Annotated in this window: 14 protein-coding genes; 8 read left to right on the top strand and 6 right to left on the bottom strand. The window is 72.0% G+C overall.

Going from position 1 to position 18,201, the window contains the following annotated elements; all coding sequences use genetic code 11:
* Nucleotides 1–149: 149 nt before the first annotated feature.
* From purB to OHB44_RS01870, 3 genes are all read right to left on the bottom strand, one after another.
* Nucleotides 150–1,574 (bottom strand): adenylosuccinate lyase, encoded by a 1,425-nt coding sequence (gene purB, locus OHB44_RS01880; protein ID WP_266304030.1) that lies wholly within the window; start codon nucleotides 1,572–1,574, stop codon nucleotides 150–152.
* Between the two features lie 174 nt (nucleotides 1,575–1,748).
* Entirely contained in the window at nucleotides 1,749–4,091 is a 2,343-nt protein-coding gene (locus OHB44_RS01875; protein ID WP_330439460.1) for a hypothetical protein, read from the bottom strand.
* Nucleotides 4,084–5,061 (bottom strand): glycosyltransferase family 2 protein, encoded by a 978-nt coding sequence (locus OHB44_RS01870; protein ID WP_323181901.1) that lies wholly within the window; start codon nucleotides 5,059–5,061, stop codon nucleotides 4,084–4,086. Before OHB44_RS01870 ends, OHB44_RS01875 begins: the two co-directional genes overlap by 8 nt.
* 273 nt (nucleotides 5,062–5,334) lie before the next feature.
* Here OHB44_RS01870 and OHB44_RS01865 point away from each other — a divergent pair, with 273 nt between their 5' ends.
* Complete coding sequence (locus tag OHB44_RS01865; protein WP_330439459.1) at nucleotides 5,335–7,659, top strand: PKD domain-containing protein; 2,325 nt, start codon at nucleotides 5,335–5,337, stop codon at nucleotides 7,657–7,659.
* 68 nt (nucleotides 7,660–7,727) lie between these two features.
* Here OHB44_RS01865 and OHB44_RS01860 read toward each other — a convergent pair whose 3' ends face one another.
* Nucleotides 7,728–9,020 carry an acetyl-CoA C-acetyltransferase gene (locus OHB44_RS01860; protein ID WP_330439458.1) on the bottom strand — a complete coding sequence of 431 codons (1,293 nt, stop codon included), beginning with the start codon at nucleotides 9,018–9,020 and terminating at the stop codon, nucleotides 7,728–7,730.
* A 55-nt stretch (nucleotides 9,021–9,075) separates the two neighbouring features.
* Between OHB44_RS01860 and OHB44_RS01855 the strand changes: the two genes are divergently transcribed.
* The 7 genes from OHB44_RS01855 (at nucleotide 9,076) to OHB44_RS01825 (ending at nucleotide 16,236) form a co-directional block, all read left to right on the top strand.
* On the top strand, nucleotides 9,076–10,434 hold the full coding sequence (locus OHB44_RS01855; RefSeq protein ID WP_330439457.1) for a 3-oxoacyl-ACP reductase: 1,359 nt from the start codon (nucleotides 9,076–9,078) through the stop codon (nucleotides 10,432–10,434).
* Nucleotides 10,434–11,300 (top strand): MaoC/PaaZ C-terminal domain-containing protein, encoded by an 867-nt coding sequence (locus OHB44_RS01850; RefSeq protein WP_330441169.1) that lies wholly within the window; start codon nucleotides 10,434–10,436, stop codon nucleotides 11,298–11,300. The genes OHB44_RS01855 and OHB44_RS01850 overlap by 1 nt, the downstream gene beginning before the upstream one ends.
* Nucleotides 11,301–11,451: 151 nt before the next feature.
* Nucleotides 11,452–12,207, top strand: coding sequence for an NUDIX hydrolase (locus tag OHB44_RS01845; protein ID WP_330439456.1), 756 nt, complete (start codon nucleotides 11,452–11,454; stop codon nucleotides 12,205–12,207).
* The gene (locus OHB44_RS01840; protein ID WP_330439455.1) at nucleotides 12,204–13,172 is read left to right on the top strand and encodes a serine/threonine protein kinase; all 969 of its coding nucleotides are present in this window, start codon (nucleotides 12,204–12,206) and stop codon (nucleotides 13,170–13,172) included. The genes OHB44_RS01845 and OHB44_RS01840 overlap by 4 nt, the downstream gene beginning before the upstream one ends.
* Before the next feature lie 9 nt (nucleotides 13,173–13,181).
* Nucleotides 13,182–14,141: a hypothetical protein gene (locus OHB44_RS01835; protein ID WP_238685286.1), complete on the top strand. Its 960-nt coding sequence runs from the start codon at nucleotides 13,182–13,184 to the stop codon at nucleotides 14,139–14,141.
* Nucleotides 14,138–15,400 carry an adenylosuccinate synthetase gene (locus OHB44_RS01830; protein ID WP_238685285.1) on the top strand — a complete coding sequence of 421 codons (1,263 nt, stop codon included), beginning with the start codon at nucleotides 14,138–14,140 and terminating at the stop codon, nucleotides 15,398–15,400. The genes OHB44_RS01835 and OHB44_RS01830 overlap by 4 nt, the downstream gene beginning before the upstream one ends.
* A 203-nt stretch (nucleotides 15,401–15,603) precedes the next feature.
* A complete protein-coding gene (locus OHB44_RS01825; protein ID WP_330439454.1) occupies nucleotides 15,604–16,236 on the top strand; it encodes a DedA family protein in 633 nt (210 codons plus the stop codon).
* A gap of 6 nt (nucleotides 16,237–16,242) precedes the next feature.
* On the opposite strand, the gene OHB44_RS01820 is transcribed toward OHB44_RS01825, so the two are convergent.
* Together OHB44_RS01820 and OHB44_RS01815 are read right to left on the bottom strand one after the other, a co-directional pair.
* The gene (locus OHB44_RS01820; RefSeq protein WP_238685283.1) at nucleotides 16,243–16,884 is read right to left on the bottom strand and encodes a response regulator; all 642 of its coding nucleotides are present in this window, start codon (nucleotides 16,882–16,884) and stop codon (nucleotides 16,243–16,245) included.
* Nucleotides 16,881–18,032 (bottom strand): sensor histidine kinase, encoded by a 1,152-nt coding sequence (locus tag OHB44_RS01815; RefSeq protein WP_330439453.1) that lies wholly within the window; start codon nucleotides 18,030–18,032, stop codon nucleotides 16,881–16,883. The genes OHB44_RS01820 and OHB44_RS01815 overlap by 4 nt, the downstream gene beginning before the upstream one ends.
* Between the last annotated feature and the right edge of the window lie 169 nt (nucleotides 18,033–18,201).

Genomic DNA, 18,201 nt, shown 5'->3' with positions numbered 1-18,201 from the left:
ACCTCACCGCCCAGCCCAGCCCGTCGCCCCGCCCTTCCCCTGTTGATCAAGAGGTTTCGGTCATCAGGGAGATCGAAGATGACGCAAACCTCTTGATCACCCGGGAGGGGGTGGGGTGGGGTGGGGTGGGGTGGGGTGGGGGTGGGGGGTTAGAGGATGGGGGGTGGGCTGTAGGTGGCGGCTTCTGGGTGGGCGGTTACCACTGTGGTGATGCGGCTTGTCACCGCTGCCACCTGGGCTTGGGCGGCGCCCACGAAGGCGTTGCGGTCGGCGACCAGGGTGTCGATGTCGGCGCGGGACAGCCCGAGTCGGCCATCCGCCGCCAGGCGGTCGAAGAGGTCGTTCTCCGGTGAGCCCTTCTCGCGCATCGCCAGGGCCACCGCCACCGCGTGCTCCTTGATCACCTCGTGGGCGACCTCCCGGCCGACGCCCCGCCGGACCGCCGCGACCAGGATCTTCGTGGTGGCCAGGAACGGCAGGAAGCGCTCCAACTCCCGGTTGATCACCGCCGGGTACGAGCCGAACTCGTCGAGCACTGTGAGGAACGTCTGGAACAGCCCGTCGGCGGCGAAGAACGCGTCCGGCAGCGCCACCCGGCGGACCACCGAGCAGGACACGTCCCCCTCGTTCCACTGGTCACCGGCCAGCTCGCCGACCATCGACAGGTAACCCCGGATGATCACGGCGAAGCCGTTCACCCGCTCCGACGAGCGGGTGTTCATCTTGTGCGGCATCGCGCTGGAGCCGACCTGACCCGGCTTGAAGCCCTCGGTCGCCAACTCCTGGCCGACCATCAACCGGATCGTGGTGGCCAGCGACGACGGCGCGGCGGCCGTCTGGGCCAGCGCTGCCAGCACGTCGAAGTCGAGCGAGCGCGGGTAGACCTGCCCGACGCTGTCCAGCACCCGGGAGAAGCCCAGGTGCTGGGCGACCCGTCGCTCCAACTCGGCCACCTTGTCGGCGTCGCCGTCGAAGAGGTCGAGCTGGTCGGCGGCAGTGCCGACCGGCCCCTTGATCCCCCGCAGCGGGTAGCGGGCGATCAGGTCCTCCAGCCGCTCGTACGCGATCAGCAGCTCCTCCGCCGCCGACGCGAAGCGCTTGCCCAGCGTGGTGGCCTGCGCCGCCACGTTGTGCGAACGACCCGTCATGACCAGCTCGGAGTGCTCGTGGGCCAGCCAGGCCAACCGAGCCAGGGTGGCCACCACCCGATCGCGGATCAGCTCCAGCGAGGCGCGCACCTGGAGCTGCTCGACGTTCTCGGTGAGGTCCCGGGAGGTCATCCCCTTGTGCACGTGCTCGTGCCCGGCGAGCGCGCTGAACTCCTCGATCCGGGCCTTCACGTCGTGCCGGGTGACCCGCTCCCGCTCGGCGATCGAGGCGAGGTCGACCTGGTCGAGCACCCGCTCGTACGCCTCGACAACGCCGTCCGGCACGGGCACACCCAGGTCGCGCTGAGCGCGGAGAACGGCGAGCCAGAGCCGCCGCTCCATCCGTACCTTCTCCTCCGGAGACCAGAGGGCGACCAGTTCGGGCGAGGCGTACCGGTTGGCCAGCACGTTGGGGATCGTCGTCACGTGCCTCATTCTCTCCTACCCGGCGGGTCGCCCAGCCGCGAGGCCACTACCGGAGCCGGTGGGACACGCTGGCCGGTTTGTCGGCCGGGCGGTGCGCTACCAGCCGGCCTCGACGCGATCGCGGTGACCGGCGGCACCCTGCCGACCACCGGGCGCCGTCGTGCGAGGGCACAGTCAGCGCAGCTCGTAGACCGTGACGCTGCCGGAGACGAGGCGTACCTCAGCCAACCCGGCCAACGCGGGCGACACCTCGCCGGCCCGGGTGTCGGCGAACAGCCAACGGACCCGGTAGTCGACGCGCAACTGGTCCAGGTCGGCCGCGGTGGGGGCCTGGAACACCCTCTCGTTCAGCGCGAACCGGGCCGGGTCCGGCGGATCCTGTCGTACGTATCCGAGACCCCGCCGTCCGTTGGCGGCAAGGGCGGCATCGGTGTAACCCCAGCTCTCCACCACCGTCCGGTGCCCACCCAGTCCGGTCACCCAGTAGGCGCGGGCGTCGCAGTGCGCGGTGGTTTGAACCGGCCGGCAGTGCACGTTGGTGGCCACCACGTCGTCGTCCGCGGCGTGCTCGTCCAGCCACAACGCGGCCCGCATCTCCGCTGCCGTCACTGTGGAAGGCTGCGCGACCGACGCGGGCAACCCCGGTGCGACCTGGACGTACCGGACGGCACCGTCGACGCCCCGGGCGACGCTCGCGCCCAGCAGCGCCGCCGTGACGCCAGCCAAGGCCACCGCCACTGTCCTCCGCCGCCCGCCGCCGTCCCGGCGACCCAGCAGCGCACGGACTCCGACCGCGACGAGCGCGGCCAGCAGGAGAAGGACCGCGAGCCGCAGGTACGAGCGGCCGAGGACGCCCATCCATCCAGTCATGGTCGCGGCCGGTCTGGGCATCATTGGCACAAGGAGATACGACGCCACACCGAGCACCGCTGCGGACACCGCCACCGGCCAGGGCGGCCGGGCGAGGGTGAGCAGCCACACGGTGAGCACGGCGCCGAACGGGAGCACGTCCAGCCAGAAGTAGACCTGGCTCAGCGACGGATGGTGCAGGGTCCAGATGCCGCCCGCGCCGGCGAGCACCGCGCCCGACAGCAGCCAGGGTGCCGGATCGGCACGGCGTGGCCCGGCGAGGACCAGCATGCCGATCAGCCGGGGCAACTGCACCAGCAGCCACCAGCCGAGCAGGACGAACGTCAGCAGCCAACCGGACGCCCCAGCCCTGCTCAGACCGAACGGCAGCAGCCCGCCGCCGCGCACCCCGTCGCCCGCGCCGATGGTCTCCCGGTACTGCGGCATCGCGTGCAGGAACGCGAACGCCTGTGGGGCCAGGGTGCCCGCTCCGCCTCCGGCGAAGAGGAGATAGCCGACGCCCATCGGCACCACGAGGCAGAGCAGGGTCGCGAGCGCCGGCCAGGGCACTCGTCGTCGCTGCTGCCACCAGGTGGCGGCGACAGCCACTGCGACACCGGCGATCAGCGGCGGCAGCGCACTGGACTTGGCGCCGGCGCAGGCCAGCCCGAGTACCGGCAGCAGCGCCCAGGCCACGCCCAGCGGCCGCCCGCGTACGGCGTCGACGCAGATGCCGGCGAGCAGCACCAGCAGTGGCAGGACGTACGTCTGTGACGGGCTGGAGAAGGAGAACGCGAATGCGCCGTCAGCGATGGCCGAGTTGACGGCCACCGGCATGCCGAGGCCAGCCGCCGCGCCCGCCACCGGGCCCGCCCACCAGCGGCCGGTCAGGTCCCGGGCCAGGCCGGCGGTGACCAGCACGCTGACGACGGCAACCGGCGCCAGCCACAGCCGGAGCAGTACCGTCGCGGGTGGAATGCCGGTGATCATGCTGCCGGCGGCCATGTGCGCGTCGGACAGGTAGTGGTAGCGCAGCGGCTCGCCGGCCATCTGCGGCAGTTGAAAGGGCAGGTCCCGGGTCAGCTCCTGGACCAACGACAGGTGGTAGAGCAGATCCTGGTAGTAGCCGTGGTTCACCGGCGGGAGCGGCACCAGACGCCACTGCGCGACGGCCCACAGCAGCACGAGTAGCAGCACCGCGACGACTGACCAGTGCCAGGCGAGTGGAAGCGGCCGGCGGGTCCCGACCCGCCAGTGCCGACGTAGCCGGGGAACGGCCAGGAAGGCCAGCACCAGGGGCACCGGCCACCACCGCAGCAGGTGCTGCTGACCGGTGGCCGCCGCGGCGACCCAGGCGGCGAGTTCGAGGAGCAGACCGGTGGCCGCGCCGAAGCCCAGGTCCTCCGGCAGGTTGCCGCGGCCACCGCGTACCGCCCGGTGCACCAGGGTGCCGGGTAACACCACAGCCAACGACCAGTAGGCCACGTAGCGGAGCACGTCGACGGCAGGCACGTCGGTGTACGACCAGGCGGCCGGCAACGCGGCGAGGAGCACCGACCAGGGCAGGGTCGCGACCACTGCGGACCCCAGCGACCGGGCGGGTCGTCGGGCCGGGTGCGGCGCGGGTGCTGGGGCCTGTCGTTCCACCAGTCCGAGCGAGTCAGCCACGGGCGCTACCCACCGGTGCGGCGGGAAACGGGGAGGACAGCTCGGTATCCGCCGAGTCGGCTCCGACGTGGTACGTCGGTCGACCCTGCACTGTCGCGTAGATCCGTCCGACGTACTCACCGAGCAGGCCGAGACAGACCAGTTGCACGCCACCGAGGAGTAGGACCGCCACGAAGGTCGACGTCCAGCCCGGGATGGTCAGACCACGCAGGTACGCCACGACGCCGAAGCCGATGAGGCCGAGACAGGCCAGGAAGCTGATCGCACCGAGCCAGGTGGCGAGACGCAGCGGCGCCGCGGAGAAGTTGGCGACGCTGTCCCAGGCGAGCGCGATCATCCGGGGCAGTGGATATTTCGTCTCGCCGGCCGCCCGAACTGCCCGGGAGTAGCGCACCTCCGCACTGGCGAAGCCGAGCGCGGGTACCAGCAGCCGGTAGACCGGGGTGCGTTCGGGCAGCTCACGCAGCGCCTCGATCACCTCCCGGCTGACCAGCCGGAAGTCGCCGGCCTGGGCGGGCACCTCGGCGCCGACGAGCCGGCGCATCAGTCGGTAGTAGAGCTGCGCGGTACGCCGTTTGAACACGGTGTCCGAGCTGCGGTCGGCTCGTACGCCGTACACCACGTCGACGCCCTGCTCACGGGCCACCCGCAGCATCTCCGCGACCGTCTCCGGCGGGTCCTGCAGGTCGGCGTCCAGGCTGACCACCCACTGCCCACGGGCGCGGTACAGCCCGGCGGTCAACGCCGCCTGGTGTCCGCTGTTGCGGCGCAACTGGACCAGGCGCAGTTGCGGCCAGCTCCGCGCGTGGGTGAAGAGCACAGTGACGGTGTCGTCCCGGCTGCCGTCGTCGACGGCCACCACCTCGTACTCGACGCTGAGCGCGTCGAGCACCGGACGCAACCGGGCGATGAGGGCCGGGATGACAGCGGCCTCGTTGTACATCGGAATGACGACAGACAGCACCAACACTTACCGGCCCCGTTCCGGACGCAGGTGGCATCGAACGCACCTCGTTCGGGGGTGCGGACGGTCACCGTTACCCGACAACCTCACGGGCGGTCAGCCACCCGCTGAACAGGACGTGAACGTCTACCTGCCGGCCGCTCCGATCCGCTGCGACCAGGACGATCACGAGGTGGGTGGCCGTTTTGTCACCCGGGTCAGCGCCTCGCCTGTTGATCATGCAGGATCGCCTTATCTGACTCCCGGCGTCGCCGGGTCCTCCTCATCTTCGAGGCCCGCATGCGTAAATCCTGCTTCGCCGCCTTCGCGACCGTCGTGGTGACCGGCGGCGCCCTGGTGGGCACCGCGCTGCCCGCCCAGGCGGACGCTCCGACGACCCTCTACGTCCGGCAGAACCTCGCCACCGGCTGCTCCGACCAGTTCCCGGGGACCTTGGCGCAGCCGTTCTGCACCATCAGCGCCGCGGCAGCGATCGTCACCGGCGGGCAGACCGTCGACATCGGCGGCGGTGTCTACATGGAGCGAGTCAGCGTCACCTCGTCCGGCACTCCGCAACAGCCGATCGTGTTCGTGGGCAGCTCCATCAACGCCTCCTTGGGCGGCGCATCGGCTGGTTTCGTCGTCGACGGCCAGCATGATGTGGTGCTTCAGAACATCCGCGTCGTCGGGTCGGGTGACGTGCCGGCCGCGGATGTGCGCAACTCCTCGGGCATCACCATCCGGGGCGGCACCTACGCCCTGCACACTCCCGCGACGTCGCCGGTGATCCGGTTCGCCGGTGTAACCGGCTCGAGCGTGTCGAAGACAAGCGTCACCGGGTTGACCTCCACCGCCGGCATCACAGTGGACGCCGCAAGCAGTGACGTGGACATCCAGGGAACGACACTGCAGGGCTATGCCAACTACTTCCTTGCCGACGACACGGTCGGTGTCCGGATCGACGGGCCGGGAAACTCGTACGTCGGTGGCCGCGTCGACGGCTTCACCGGCGCGGCGCTCGCGCTCGGGCCCGCCGCGGCCGGCACCGTGGTGGCCAACAACGTGATTTCCGGGGGCGGCGGCCACGGCGTGCACAACAACGGGGCCACCGGCACGGCGATCACCAACAACACCATCAGGGACCGCTGCCGCGACGGCATCCGCGTCGACGGAGCCTCGTCCGGCGTTTCCGTGCAGAACAACGTGCTGGTCACGAACGGCTACTTCAACCAGGGCTACTGCGAGCCGGCGTTCCTCGACGGCGTCGAGATCGGCGTCTACGGTGGGGCCGTCGGGAAGACGGTGGTCGACTACAACAACGCCCACCACTACTACAACGACTCACCGCAGATCTACGCCTGGAACACCCGGATGGGTCTCGCCGCGTTCCGGGCCGCCTCCGGCCAGGCCGCGCACGACCGCGAGACGGGACAGGCCCGGGACGACATCGACTCGGCGAACTCGGCGGCCCCCGGTTACCCGACCCTCGACCACGCCGGCTCGCCGCGCGTCGACGACCTGACCGTGCCGAACACCGGCGCCGGCCCGGTCACGTACGCCGACCGTGGAACCGTGGAGACTGTCCGAAGCCCTGTAGTGTCGTTCGACGTCGCCCTCAACATCCAGGCGCGCTCGGTGAGCGTGAACGCGTCCGCCTCCACCCCCGGCCTCAATCCGATCGCGTCCTACCGGTTCTCGTTCGGTGACGACAGCGTCGTCACCCAGTCGAGCCCGATCGCCTCGCACACCTACGCGAACCCGGGTAGCTACCAGGTCACCGTCACGGTCACTGGCACCGACGGCCGGTCGGATACTCGCCATACTCAGATCAGCATGTTGCGGCCGACCGGGACCGTTGGTCTGCGCGCCCTGTCCAACCGCCGCTACGTGAGTTACCAGACCGGCTTCGGGCTTCGACCGAACCAGGCCGAGCCGAGCACCATTGCGCAGTTCGACCTGGCGGACGCCGGCGACGGCAAGGTCGCCCTCTTCTCCCGGGTGGTCGGGCGCTACGTCGCCATCTCCCAGTTCGACCACGTCACGTTGACCGCGGACAGCGTTCTCGTGGACGTACGCGAAATGTTCACGCTGGTGCGCAACGGCGACGGCACCATCAGCCTCCAGGCCCCCATCACCACCCAGTACGTGACTGCCGACCCCAGCGGCACGCTCGCCATGAGCGCCAGCAGGCCCACCATCGGCACCTGGGAGAAGTTCCTCCAGGTCGTCGTACCGGATGCGAACCGATCCTTGAAGGCCCGGGTCAACGGTCGCTTCGTCAGCGCCGACGGCGCGGGGACCAAGCCGTTGATCGCGAGCGCGGCGACCGCCAGCAGTTGGGAGCGGTTCGACGTCGTGGATCTCGGCAACGGGCAGGTTGGCCTCCTCGCCCGCGTCAACAACCGCTTCGTGTCCGCCGACGGCGCGGGCGCCAAGCCGCTGATCGCGAACGCCCTGACGGCCAGCACCTGGGAGCGGTTCACCATGGTCCGCAGCAGCGACGGCACGGTCAGTTTCAAGGCCGCCGTCAACAACAAGTACGTCAGCGCCGACGGCGCGGGCAGCAAGCCACTGATCGCCAAGGGCCCGGTCGTCAGCACCTGGGAGAGGTTCACCATCGGCTGAGCCCTACCGCAGAGTCCGACGCCCGCCGGGACCCTCGGGTCCGGCGGGCGTCGCCCTGCACACTCCGCTCAGCGCTCCAGGATGGCGGTCACACCCTGACCACCGGCGGCGCAGATGGAGATCAGCCCGCGCCCGCTGCCCCGCTCGGCCAGCAGCTTGGCCAGGGTCGCCACGATTCGTCCGCCGGTGGCGGCGAATGGATGCCCGGCCGCCAGCGACGAGCCGTTGACGTTGAGCCGGTCGGTGTCGATCGCGCCCAACGGTGCGTCCAGCCCGAGCCGGTCCTTGGCGAACTCCGGCGACTCCCAGGCGGCGAGCGTGGCCAGCACCTGCGACGCGAACGCCTCGTGGATCTCGTAGTAGTCGAAGTCCTGCAACGTCAGCCCGGCACGGGCCAGCATCCGGGGCACCGCGTACGCGGGTGCCATCAGCAGTCCCTCGTCGCCGTGCACGAAGTCCACCGCCGCCGTCTCCGACCAGCTGAACCAGGCCAGCACGGGCAGGTGGTGCGCCGCCGCCCACTCCTCGCTGGCCAGCAGCACCGTGGACGCGCCGTCGGTGAGCGGTGACGAGTTGCCGGCGGTCATGGTGGCCTGCTCGGCGTCCGGGCCGCGGGTGCCGAAGACCGGCTTCAGCGAGGAGAGCTTCTCCAGGCTGCTGTCCGGGCGCAAATTCTGGTCGCGGGTGAGCCCCAGGTACGGCGTCATCAGGTCGTCGAAGAAACCCCTGTCGTACGCGGCCGCGAGGCGCTGGTGTGAGCGCAGCGCCAGCTCGTCCTGGGAGCGCCTGTCGATCTGCCAGCGCAGGGCCGTGCCGGCGGCGTGGTCGCCCATGGACAGGCCGGTACGCGGCTCTGCGTTGCGCGGGATCTCTGGCTTGAACGGCTGGAGAGGGCGCAGCTTCGCCGCGATCTTGAGCCGTTCGCCCAGCGTGCGGGCCGAGTTGAGCTTGAGCAGCGTGCGGCGCATCTCCTCGTTGACGGCGAGCGGGGCGTCGGAGGTGGTGTCGACACCGCCGGCGATGCCCACGTCGAGCTGACCGAGGGCGATCTTGTTGGCGACCAGGATGGTCGCCTCCAGGCCGGTGCCACAGGCCTGCTGGATGTCGTACGCCGGGGTGTGTGGGTCGAGCCGGGAACCGAGGACCACCTCGCGGGTGAGGTTGAAGTCGCGGGAGTGCTTGAGCACCGCCCCGGTGACCACCTCGCCGATGCGCTGCCCGGCCAGCCCGTAGCGGGCGATCAGGCCGTCGAGCGCCGCGCCGAGCAGGTCCGCGTTCGACGCGTCCGCGTAGCGGGCGTTGGAACGGGCGAAGGGGATGCGGTTGCCCCCGATGACCGCGACCCGCCGGATGCTCTGCACGATCCGCCTCCTCGACATATGTTGCTCGAACCCTACTGGCCAGTAGGCTACGCCCATGACCGACAGGTACGCGAGCTTCGTCCAATCGGCCGCCGGCCGCGCGCTGGTCAAGCGCCTCGGGCTGCCCGACCCGCCCCGACTGCGCCGGCACCACCCCGGCGACCCACTGCTGCCCGGCCCGGCCCTGCTCGGGGCGGCCACCGGCGGCCGGTACGCGACTCCGGTGACCATGCGACTGACCGCCGCAGGGGTCGAGCTGGCCGATCCGGCCGATCCGGCCGCCGCCACCCCGCAGCGGTACGGGGCACTGCTGTTCGACGCCACCGGGATCACCGACTCGACCGACCTGCGCCAGCTCTATGACTTCTTCCACCCGCAGGCCCGGGCCGTGCTGCCCAGCGGCCGGGTAATCGTGCTGGGCACCCCGCCGCAGGAGTGCGCGACGACCCGCGAGGCGACCGCCCAACGCGCCCTCGAAGGACTCGTCCGCAGCATCGGCAAGGAGTTCGGCCGGGGCATCACCGCGCAACTCGTCCAGGTGGCCCGCGCCCAGGGCGATCCCAGCATCGGCCTCGAATCGACACTCCGGTTCCTGCTGTCCGGCCGGTCCGCGTACGTGTCGGGGCAGGTCATCCGGGTCAGCGGCGGCGCGGCGAGCATCCCGGCCGACTGGGACCGCCCGCTGGACGGGCAGGTCGTGCTGGTCACCGGTGCCGCGCGGGGCATCGGTGCGGCGCTGGCGAAGGTGCTCGCCCGCGACGGCGCGAAGGTGGTGGCCCTGGACATCCCGGCCGCCGGCGACGCACTCGCCGCGGTGGCGAACGACATCGGCGGCACCGCCGTCCAACTCGACCTGACCGCGCCGAACGCTCCGACCCGACTCGCGGAGCACCTGGCCAGCCGGCACGGCCGGGTCGACGTGGTGGTGCACAACGCCGGCATCACCCGGGACAAGACGCTCGGCCGGATGGACGCCGACCGGTGGGACCAGGTGATCGACGTCAACCTCTCCAGCCAGGAGCGGATCAACGACGTACTGCTGGAGCGGGAGCTGATCCCGGCCGGCGGACGGATCATCTCGGTCTCCTCGATCGCCGGGATCGCCGGCAACCGGGGGCAGACCAACTACGCCACCAGCAAGGCCGGCGTGATCGGGCTGGTCGACTCACTCGCGCCGGCCCTGCGGGAGCGCGGGATCAGCGTCAACGCGGTGGCTCCCGGCTTCATCGAGACCCGACTGACCGCGCGTATCCCGCTGGTGGTCCGCGAGGCGGGCCGGCGGATGAACAGCCTGGCCCAGGGCGGGTTGCCGGTGGACGTCGCCGAGACGATCGGCTGGCTGGCCTGGCCGGCCAGCGGCGCGGTCAGCGGAAACGTGGTCCGGGTCTGCGGCCAGAGCCTGCTGGGGGCGTGATGGACGCGGGGCCGGAGTCGGGCAGCCGCACCCCTGTCGAGCTGTCTCGGATGCCGGCGGTCGGGGCGCTGCACCGACGGGCGTTGCTCGGCGCGTTGCCGGGCCTCGGCGGTGGGCGGCGCGGGCCCGACCTGCCGGCGGTCGAGTTGACGGTGGGCGGGGTGAGCGTCGACCGGGCGCAACTGGCCGACTACGACCGGGTCTGCGGGTTCCGGCTCACCGATCGGCTGCCCGCGACGTTCCCGCACGTCATGGGCTTTCCGCTGGCCCTGCGCCTGATGACCGCGCCGACTTTCCCCCTCCCGCTGATCGGGCTGGTGCACGTCGGCAACCGGATCACCACGCACCGCCCGATCACCGCCGACGAGACCCTCGACTTCACCACGTACGCGGAGAACCTGCGCCCCCACGACCGGGGGCGGCAGGTGGACGTCGTGCTTGTCGGCTCGGTCGACGGGGCTGAGGTGTGGCGCGGCGTCTCGACGTACCTCGGTCGGGAGCGCAAGCCGGGCGGACGCGAGCCCGGCGAACGTCCCGAGGCGCCGACGGCCACCGCCCGTTGGAGGGTGGAGCCGCGCATCGGTACGGAGTACGCGCGGGTCTCCGGCGACCACAACCCGATCCACACCTCCCGACTGGGGGCGCGACTGTTCGGCTTCCGCCGGCCGATCGCGCACGGCATGTGGAGCAAGGCGCGCTGCCTGGCCGCGTTGGAGGCCCGACTGCCGGACGCGTACGCAGTCGAGGTCGCCTTCAAGCTGCCCGTGCCGCTGCCGAGCACTGTGAACTTCGCGCTCCTGCCGGACGGCGGGTTCGCCCTGCACGACTCCCGTGGCCGACCGCACCTGACCGGTCTCGTGCGCTGAGCGCACCTGACTGCTTCGTGCGCTGAGCGCACCGAGCTGCTTCGTGCGGTGACCGCACCGAGCTGCTTCGTGCGCTGACTCGACCCTTGGCAGGCGCGCACTTCTACGCTAAGTTGTTCTCATAGCGAGATGTTCTCAGAGTGAGAGAGACATGATGAACGAGCAGGAGTTCCTTGCCGCGTACGACCCCCGGGCCTACCCGTCGGTCGCCGTGACCGTCGACGTGGTGGCGCTGACCATCCGCGACGGCGCACTGCACCTGCTGCTGATCCGGCGCGGCGAGGCGCCCTTCGCCGGGCACTGGGCGCTGCCCGGGGGCTTCGTCCGCCCCGACGAGGACCTGACCGCTGGCGCCGGACGGGAGCTGGCCGAGGAGACCGGGCTCGGCGGCGAGGCGCTGCGCCGCGTACACCTGGAGCAGTTGGGCAGCTACGGCGCCCCCGACCGTGACCCGCGGATGCGGGTCGTCTCGATCGCCCACCTCGCGTTCGCCCCCGACCTGCCGGACCCGGCCGCCGGCAGCGACGCCGACGACGCGATCTGGCTGCCGGTGACCGCGTTGACCAGCCGACAGCTCGCCTTCGACCACAGCCGGATCATCGACGACGCGTTGGAACGGGCCCGCTCCAAGCTGGAGTACACCCCGCTCGCCACCCGCTTCCTCGCCGCCGAGTTCACGATCAGCGACCTGCGGGCCGTCTACGAGACCGTCTGGGGGCACCCTCTGCACGCCGGCAACTTCCACCGCAAGGTCCTCTCCGTGCCGGGCTTCGTGGAGAGCACCGGCGCCAGCACCGAGCGCGGTGGCGCCCGAGGCGGCCCGCGCGCCCGGCTCTACCGGGCCGGCGACGCCCGCCTGCTGCACCCGGCGCTGCTGCGCCCCGCCCGCGAGGAGACGGTGCGGTGAGGGCCACGGAGGCGATCCGCCTGGTGGCGGCCGCCCGGACCGACGCGGACCTGTTCGGCGCCGACCAGCCGGCTCACCGCTACCGCGAGCTGGTCGCGGCCCTGCACCCCGACCGCCTGCCGACCGACCCGGCGGTACGCGCGGAAGCCATCGACGCGTTCATCCACGTCACCACCCGGTGGCAGGCCCGGCAGACCACAGTTCTCGGCGACTACCGGCTCGGCGCGCCGGCCCACTCGGGTGACCTGGCCGACCTCTACGACGTCGGCGACGACAGGCTGCTGAAGCTCCCCCGACGGCCCACCGACAACGACCTGATGGCCCGCGAGGCGCACGCCCTGCGCACCATCGCCGAGCGCGGCGACCCCCGCTACCTGCCGTACGTGCCCCGGCTGGTCGACGAGTTCCGGCACCGCGACGCCACCACCGGAGCGGAACGGCGGATCAACGTCCTCGCCACCGCACCCGGCCTGCACGACCTCGAGGAGGTGCGGCGCGCGTACCCCGACGGGCTGGACGCCCGGGACGTGGCCTGGATGTGGCGGCGGCTGCTGGTGGCGCTCGGCCTGGCCCACCGGGCGGGCGTGGTGCACGGCGCGGTCCTGCCCCGACACGTGCTGATCGAGCCGGACGCCCACGGCGTGGTGCTGATCGACTGGTGCTTCTCCGCGGCCGTCGGGAGCACGATCCCGGCGGTCGTGCCCGGCCACGGCTGGGACCCGGAGGAAGTCCTCAAGAAACAGCAGTGCGGGCCGGGCACCGACATCGCGATGGCCAGCCACTGCATGAGCTGGCTGATGGGGCCGCGTGTCCCCCGCGAGCTGCACACCTTCGCGCAGGGCTGCCGGCAACGGTCCCTGCACGCCCGGCCCGACGACGCCTGGCGCCTCCTGCGCGAACTCGACCAGGTGCTGGACCGGCTCTACGGGCCACGCACCTTCCGACCCTTCACCCTCACCCCCTAAGGAGCTGTCATGGGCAGTGGAATCTGGTCCACCGACGTGTACGACGCCGCCGACCGCTACCGCCGGTCCACCGGCAAGAGCGCCTTCTCCTACAGCGACAGCGGGGCGCGCACCGTGCACCCCGCGCTCGACCCCAGGGACGCGACCCGCGAGAGCCGCGACTCCGACGAGCACCCCCGGTCGACGCCCGTCGCTGTGCTCTTCGACGTGACCGGCTCGATGCGCACGGTGCCGCGGGTCCTGCAGACCAAGCTGCCGCAACTGCTCGGGTTGCTGCAACGGCAGGGCTACGCCAGCGACCCGCAGATCATGTTCGGCGCCATCGGCGACGCCACCTGCGACCGGGTGCCGTTGCAGGTGGGCCAGTTCGAGTCGGACAACCGGATGGACGACGACCTCGGCCGGATCGTGCTGGAGGGCGGTGGCGGCGGCCAGATGAGCGAGTCGTACGAGCTGGCCATGTACTTCATGGCCCGGCACACAGTCACCGACAACTGGGAGAAGCGCGGCCGGCGCGGCTACCTGTTCATCATCGGCGACGAACTGGCGTACCAGCGGGTGAAGGCCCGGGAGGTGGCCGGCCTGATCGGGGACGGCCTCTCCGAGGACGTGCCGCTGCGGCAGGTGGTCGACGAGGTGACCCGCCGCTGGGATACCTACTACCTGCTCCCCGCCGGCAGCCACTACGCCGGCAACGCCAAGGTGCTCGACTTCTGGCGAGACCTGCTCGGGCAGAACACCGTAGTGCTCGACGACCTCGACGCGGTCTGCGAGACCATCGCACTGACCATCGGCCTCGGCGAACAGGCCATCGACCTGGACGAGGGCCTGCGCGACCTGGACCGCGCCGGCTCCGGCGCCACCGGGACCGTGTCGAAGGCGCTGGCCCGCCTCGGCCGGGAACGGCGCGCCCAGGTGTCGACGCTGCCGACATTCACCGACACGGCCAGCGGGGTGACCCGGCTGTGAACCACGTGGCGGTGGTCGACCTCGGCTACGGCGACGCCGGCAAGGGCACCGTGGTGGACTGGCTCTGCGCCACCCGTCCCGTGCACACCGTGGTCCGCTTCAACGGGGGCGCGCAGGCGGCACACAACGTCGTGCTGCCCGACGGGCGGCACCACACGTTCGCACAGTTCGGCGCCGGCACGTTCCATCCCGGTGTGCGTACGCACCTGTCCCGGCACGTGGTGGTGGACCCGCTGGCGTTGGCCGCCGAGGCGGACCACCTCGGGACGGTGGGGGTGCCCGACGCACTCGACCGGCTGACCGTCGACGGGGACGCGCTGCTCGCCACCCCGTACCACCGGGCCGCCAACCGGGCCCGCGAGATCGCCCGGGGAGCCGACCGGCACGGCTCCTGCGGGCTGGGAGTGGGCGAGGCCGTCGCGTACGGTCTCGCCCACCCCGACGACGCGCCGCGGGTCGCCGACTGCCACCACCCAGCGCTGCTGCGCCGCCGGCTGACCACACTGCGGGATCGGCTGACGGCCGAACTGGGCCCCCTGGACGCGCCACCGATCGAGGACTGCCTCCCCGCGTTCACCGGCTTCGCCGGGCGGGTCGCCATCGTCGACGGCGGTTGGCTCGCCGGGGCGCTCCGCTCCGGGACCTGCGTCTTCGAGGGCGCGCAGGGGGTGCTGCTCGACGAGTGGCACGGCTTCCACCCGTACACCACCTGGAGCACCACGACGTTCGCCAACGTCGACGGCCTGCTCGCCGAGGCGGGCCGGCCCGGCGACGTGACCCGGATCGGGGTGCTCCGCGTGGTCACCACCCGGCACGGGCACGGCCCGCTGGTGACCGAGGACCGGAGCCTGCCGTTCGCCGACGCGCACAACGCCACCAACCCGTGGCAGGGCCGGTTCCGGTTCGGCCACTTCGACGCGGTCGCCCACCGGTACGCCCTCGCCGCAGCCGGCGGCGTCGACGGCCTGGCCCTGACCCACCTCGACCTGACCGGCCCCGACCTGCGGATCTGCCGCCGCTACGACACCACCGACCGGCTCACCCCGGGCCCGCCCGGTGACCTCGACCGGCAGGCCGCGCTCACCGCCCGCCTGCTGCGCTCCCGCCCGCTGTACGACGAAGCGCCGCAGGACTGGCCGGCAGCGGTGAGCGCGGAGCTGGACACCCCTGTGGTGCTCACCTCACACGGCCCCACCGCCGACAACAAGACCCCACAAGGTCCACTGCTAGCCCCACCAACCCTGGCCCACACAGCCTGACCCACCCCACCCCACCCCACCCCGCCCCGCCCCAACCCCGCCCCGCCCCGCCCCAACCCCGCCGATCTTGCACTTTCGGTCGTTGTTCTGCGGCTTTTGCAGGTATTGGTCCGGACACAAAGTGCAAGATCGGCGCGGGGAGAGGTGGGGGTTATCCGGCAGCTTCGGCCACCGGGCGGGTCGCACCCGGCGAGCATGGGGGCATGGACTCCGCGCTCGACCTGCTCCGGCAGCTGGTCACCTCACCATGGGTGTACCTGCTGATCTTCGGGCTCACGGCGGTCGACGCGTTCTTTCCGGCCGTACCCGGCGAGGCTGCCGTCATCACCGCCGCCGTGCTCTCCACCAGCGGAAATCCCAAGCTGGCGGCGGTGATCGTCGCCGCCGCGCTGGGCGCCTGCGCCGGCGACCACGTCTCGTACGCCATCGGGCGCGGTGGCGGCGCGAGACGCTTCGCCGGGTTTCCCGACGGCAGCCGCCGACGAGCCAGCTCGGAGTGGGCCCGGCGCGCACTGAACCGGCGTGGCGGGCTGATCCTGACCACCTCCCGGTATCTGCCGGGCGGTCGGACCGCCGTCACCCTCACCATGGGCGCGGTGCGCTATCCCCGCCGGTCGTTCCTGCTGTACGACGCGATCGCGACGGTCACCTGGGCCCTGTACTGCGGGCTGCTCGGCTACTTCGGTGGGCTGGCCTTCGAACGGCACCCCGTCAAGGGCATCCTCGCCGGGATCGGCCTGTCGGTGATCGTCACACTGGGCATCGAGGGCATCCGTTGGCTGCGCCACCGGGCGCGCCGCCGCGCCGCCACCACCGATCGGGCCGGACCGACCTGACATGCGTCACAGCAGGTCGGCATCGTGCACCAGGATGGCCAGCTGCACCCGATTGCCCGCGTGCAGTTTCGCCAGCGCCCGGCTGACGTGCGCCTTGACGGTGGCCTCGCTCATCGTCAGCCGCCGGGCGATCTCCGCGTTGCCGTGCCCGCGTGCCACCTCCCGGACGATCGCCAACTCCCGTTCGGTCAGCGGTGCGAGCCGCTCGCGGGCCGCGTCCCGGCGGGCCGGGCCACGCTCGGCGAACGAGCTGATCAGGCGCCGGGTCACCGTCGGTGCGAGCATCGCGTTACCGGCGGCCACCGTCCGGACGGCGGCGGCCAACTCCCGGGGCGGGGTGTCCTTGAGCAGGAAGCCGACAGCGCCGGCCCGCAGCGCCCGGTGCACGTACTCGTCGAGGTCGAAGGTGGTCAGCATGATCACCTTTGGGCCGACGGCGACCACGTCGGGCGCCACGGTCAGCCCGTCGACGCCCGGCATCCGCACGTCGAGCAACACCACGTCGGGGCGTAACCGCTGGGCCTGCTCCAGCGCGCCGACGCCGTCAGCCGCCTCACCGACGACAGTGATGTCCTCCGCCGCCTCAAGGATCAGCCGCAGCCCGGCCCGAACCAGCTGCTCGTCGTCGACCACCACGACCCGGATCACGCCGCACCCGCCAGCGGGATCAGGGCCCGGACCAGGAAACCGCCGTCCACCGGAGCTGCCTCCAGCCGGCCGCCGAGCAGCTCCACCCGCTCACGCAACCCGAGCAGCCCCTGCCCGGCACCCGGCAGCGCCGACCCGCCCTCGGAAGGGCCGTTGCGGACCAGCACCTCCAGCCCGTCGGGCAGGTAGCGCAGGCAGACGGTCGTCTCGGCGTCGGCCGCGTGCTTGCGCACGTTGGTCAGCGCCTCACGAACCACCCGGTACGCGGTACGCCCCAGCGTCTCCGGCAGTGCCGTCCGCACACCCTCGTCCTGCCGGGACACCCGCAGCCCGGCGGCACGGGACTCCCCGATCAACTCGTCCAACGTGTCGAGCCCCCGCTCCGGCGTCACGGCCGGGCCGGCCTGGCGCAGCACACCCAGCACCTCGCGCAGGTCGGTGAGCGCCTGCCGGCCGGTCGTCCGGATCAGCGCGGCGGCCTCGATGGTCGCCGGGTCCACGGCGGTCACCTCCAGCGCACCGGCATGCACCACCATCAACGAGACCCGGTGTGCCACCACGTCGTGCATCTCCCGGGCGATCCGGGTCCGCTCCTCGGCGCGGACCCGGTCGGCGCGGGCCTCCTGTTCGCGTTCCAGCCGCTCGGCCCGGTCCCGCAGAGCGGCGAGCGTGTCCTGACGGGCCCGCACCCAGAGGCCGAAGACCAACGGAAGCCCCACCAGGCAGGCGGCGAGCAGCAGCACGTTGCCGGTGCTGGCGGTGGTGATCCGGCGTACGCCGCCGACCTCCAGCCCGACCAGCACCCCGCCGGCCAACACCAGGGCCGCCCCGGCGAGGTAGCCGGCGAGTTGGCGACCGCGCAACCGCAGACCCGCCTGGTACGAGGCCAGCACCCCGGCCGCCGCCGCGGCGAGCACCAACCAGCCGACCGCCGCGGCCAGGAACAACGGCCAGCGGCGGGTCCGGACCGTGCCGGCGGCCCACGCCGAGCCCAGTGCGATCAGCAGCACGACCACGCTCGGCAGCGGCGAGCGGACCCCGATGTCACCGGTCGCGCTGGCCCACACGGCCGCGGCGACCAGGACGGCGAGCAGCGGCGGGGCGTACCGATGGACGACCCGCCGGAGGGCGACGGCGCTGGAGGCCACGCAGCGAGCCTAGGGCCCTTCGGGCGCAAGGGGCCGCCCCGCGCCCCGGGACCCGGGTGAGGTGGGGGATGACCCCGAGGCACAGTCCGGGCCGGCCGCTACCTAAGTAGTGCCGTCCACCTGACCACTGGCCGATGTCGGTAGCCGCCGTCCCGACCAGCATCGAAAT

Origin of the sequence: Micromonospora sp. NBC_00821, assembly GCF_036347035.1 — a bacterium.
In the GTDB taxonomy this organism is placed as follows: domain Bacteria; phylum Actinomycetota; class Actinomycetes; order Mycobacteriales; family Micromonosporaceae; genus Micromonospora; species Micromonospora hortensis.
This window is presented reverse-complemented; position numbering and strand designations above follow the sequence as displayed.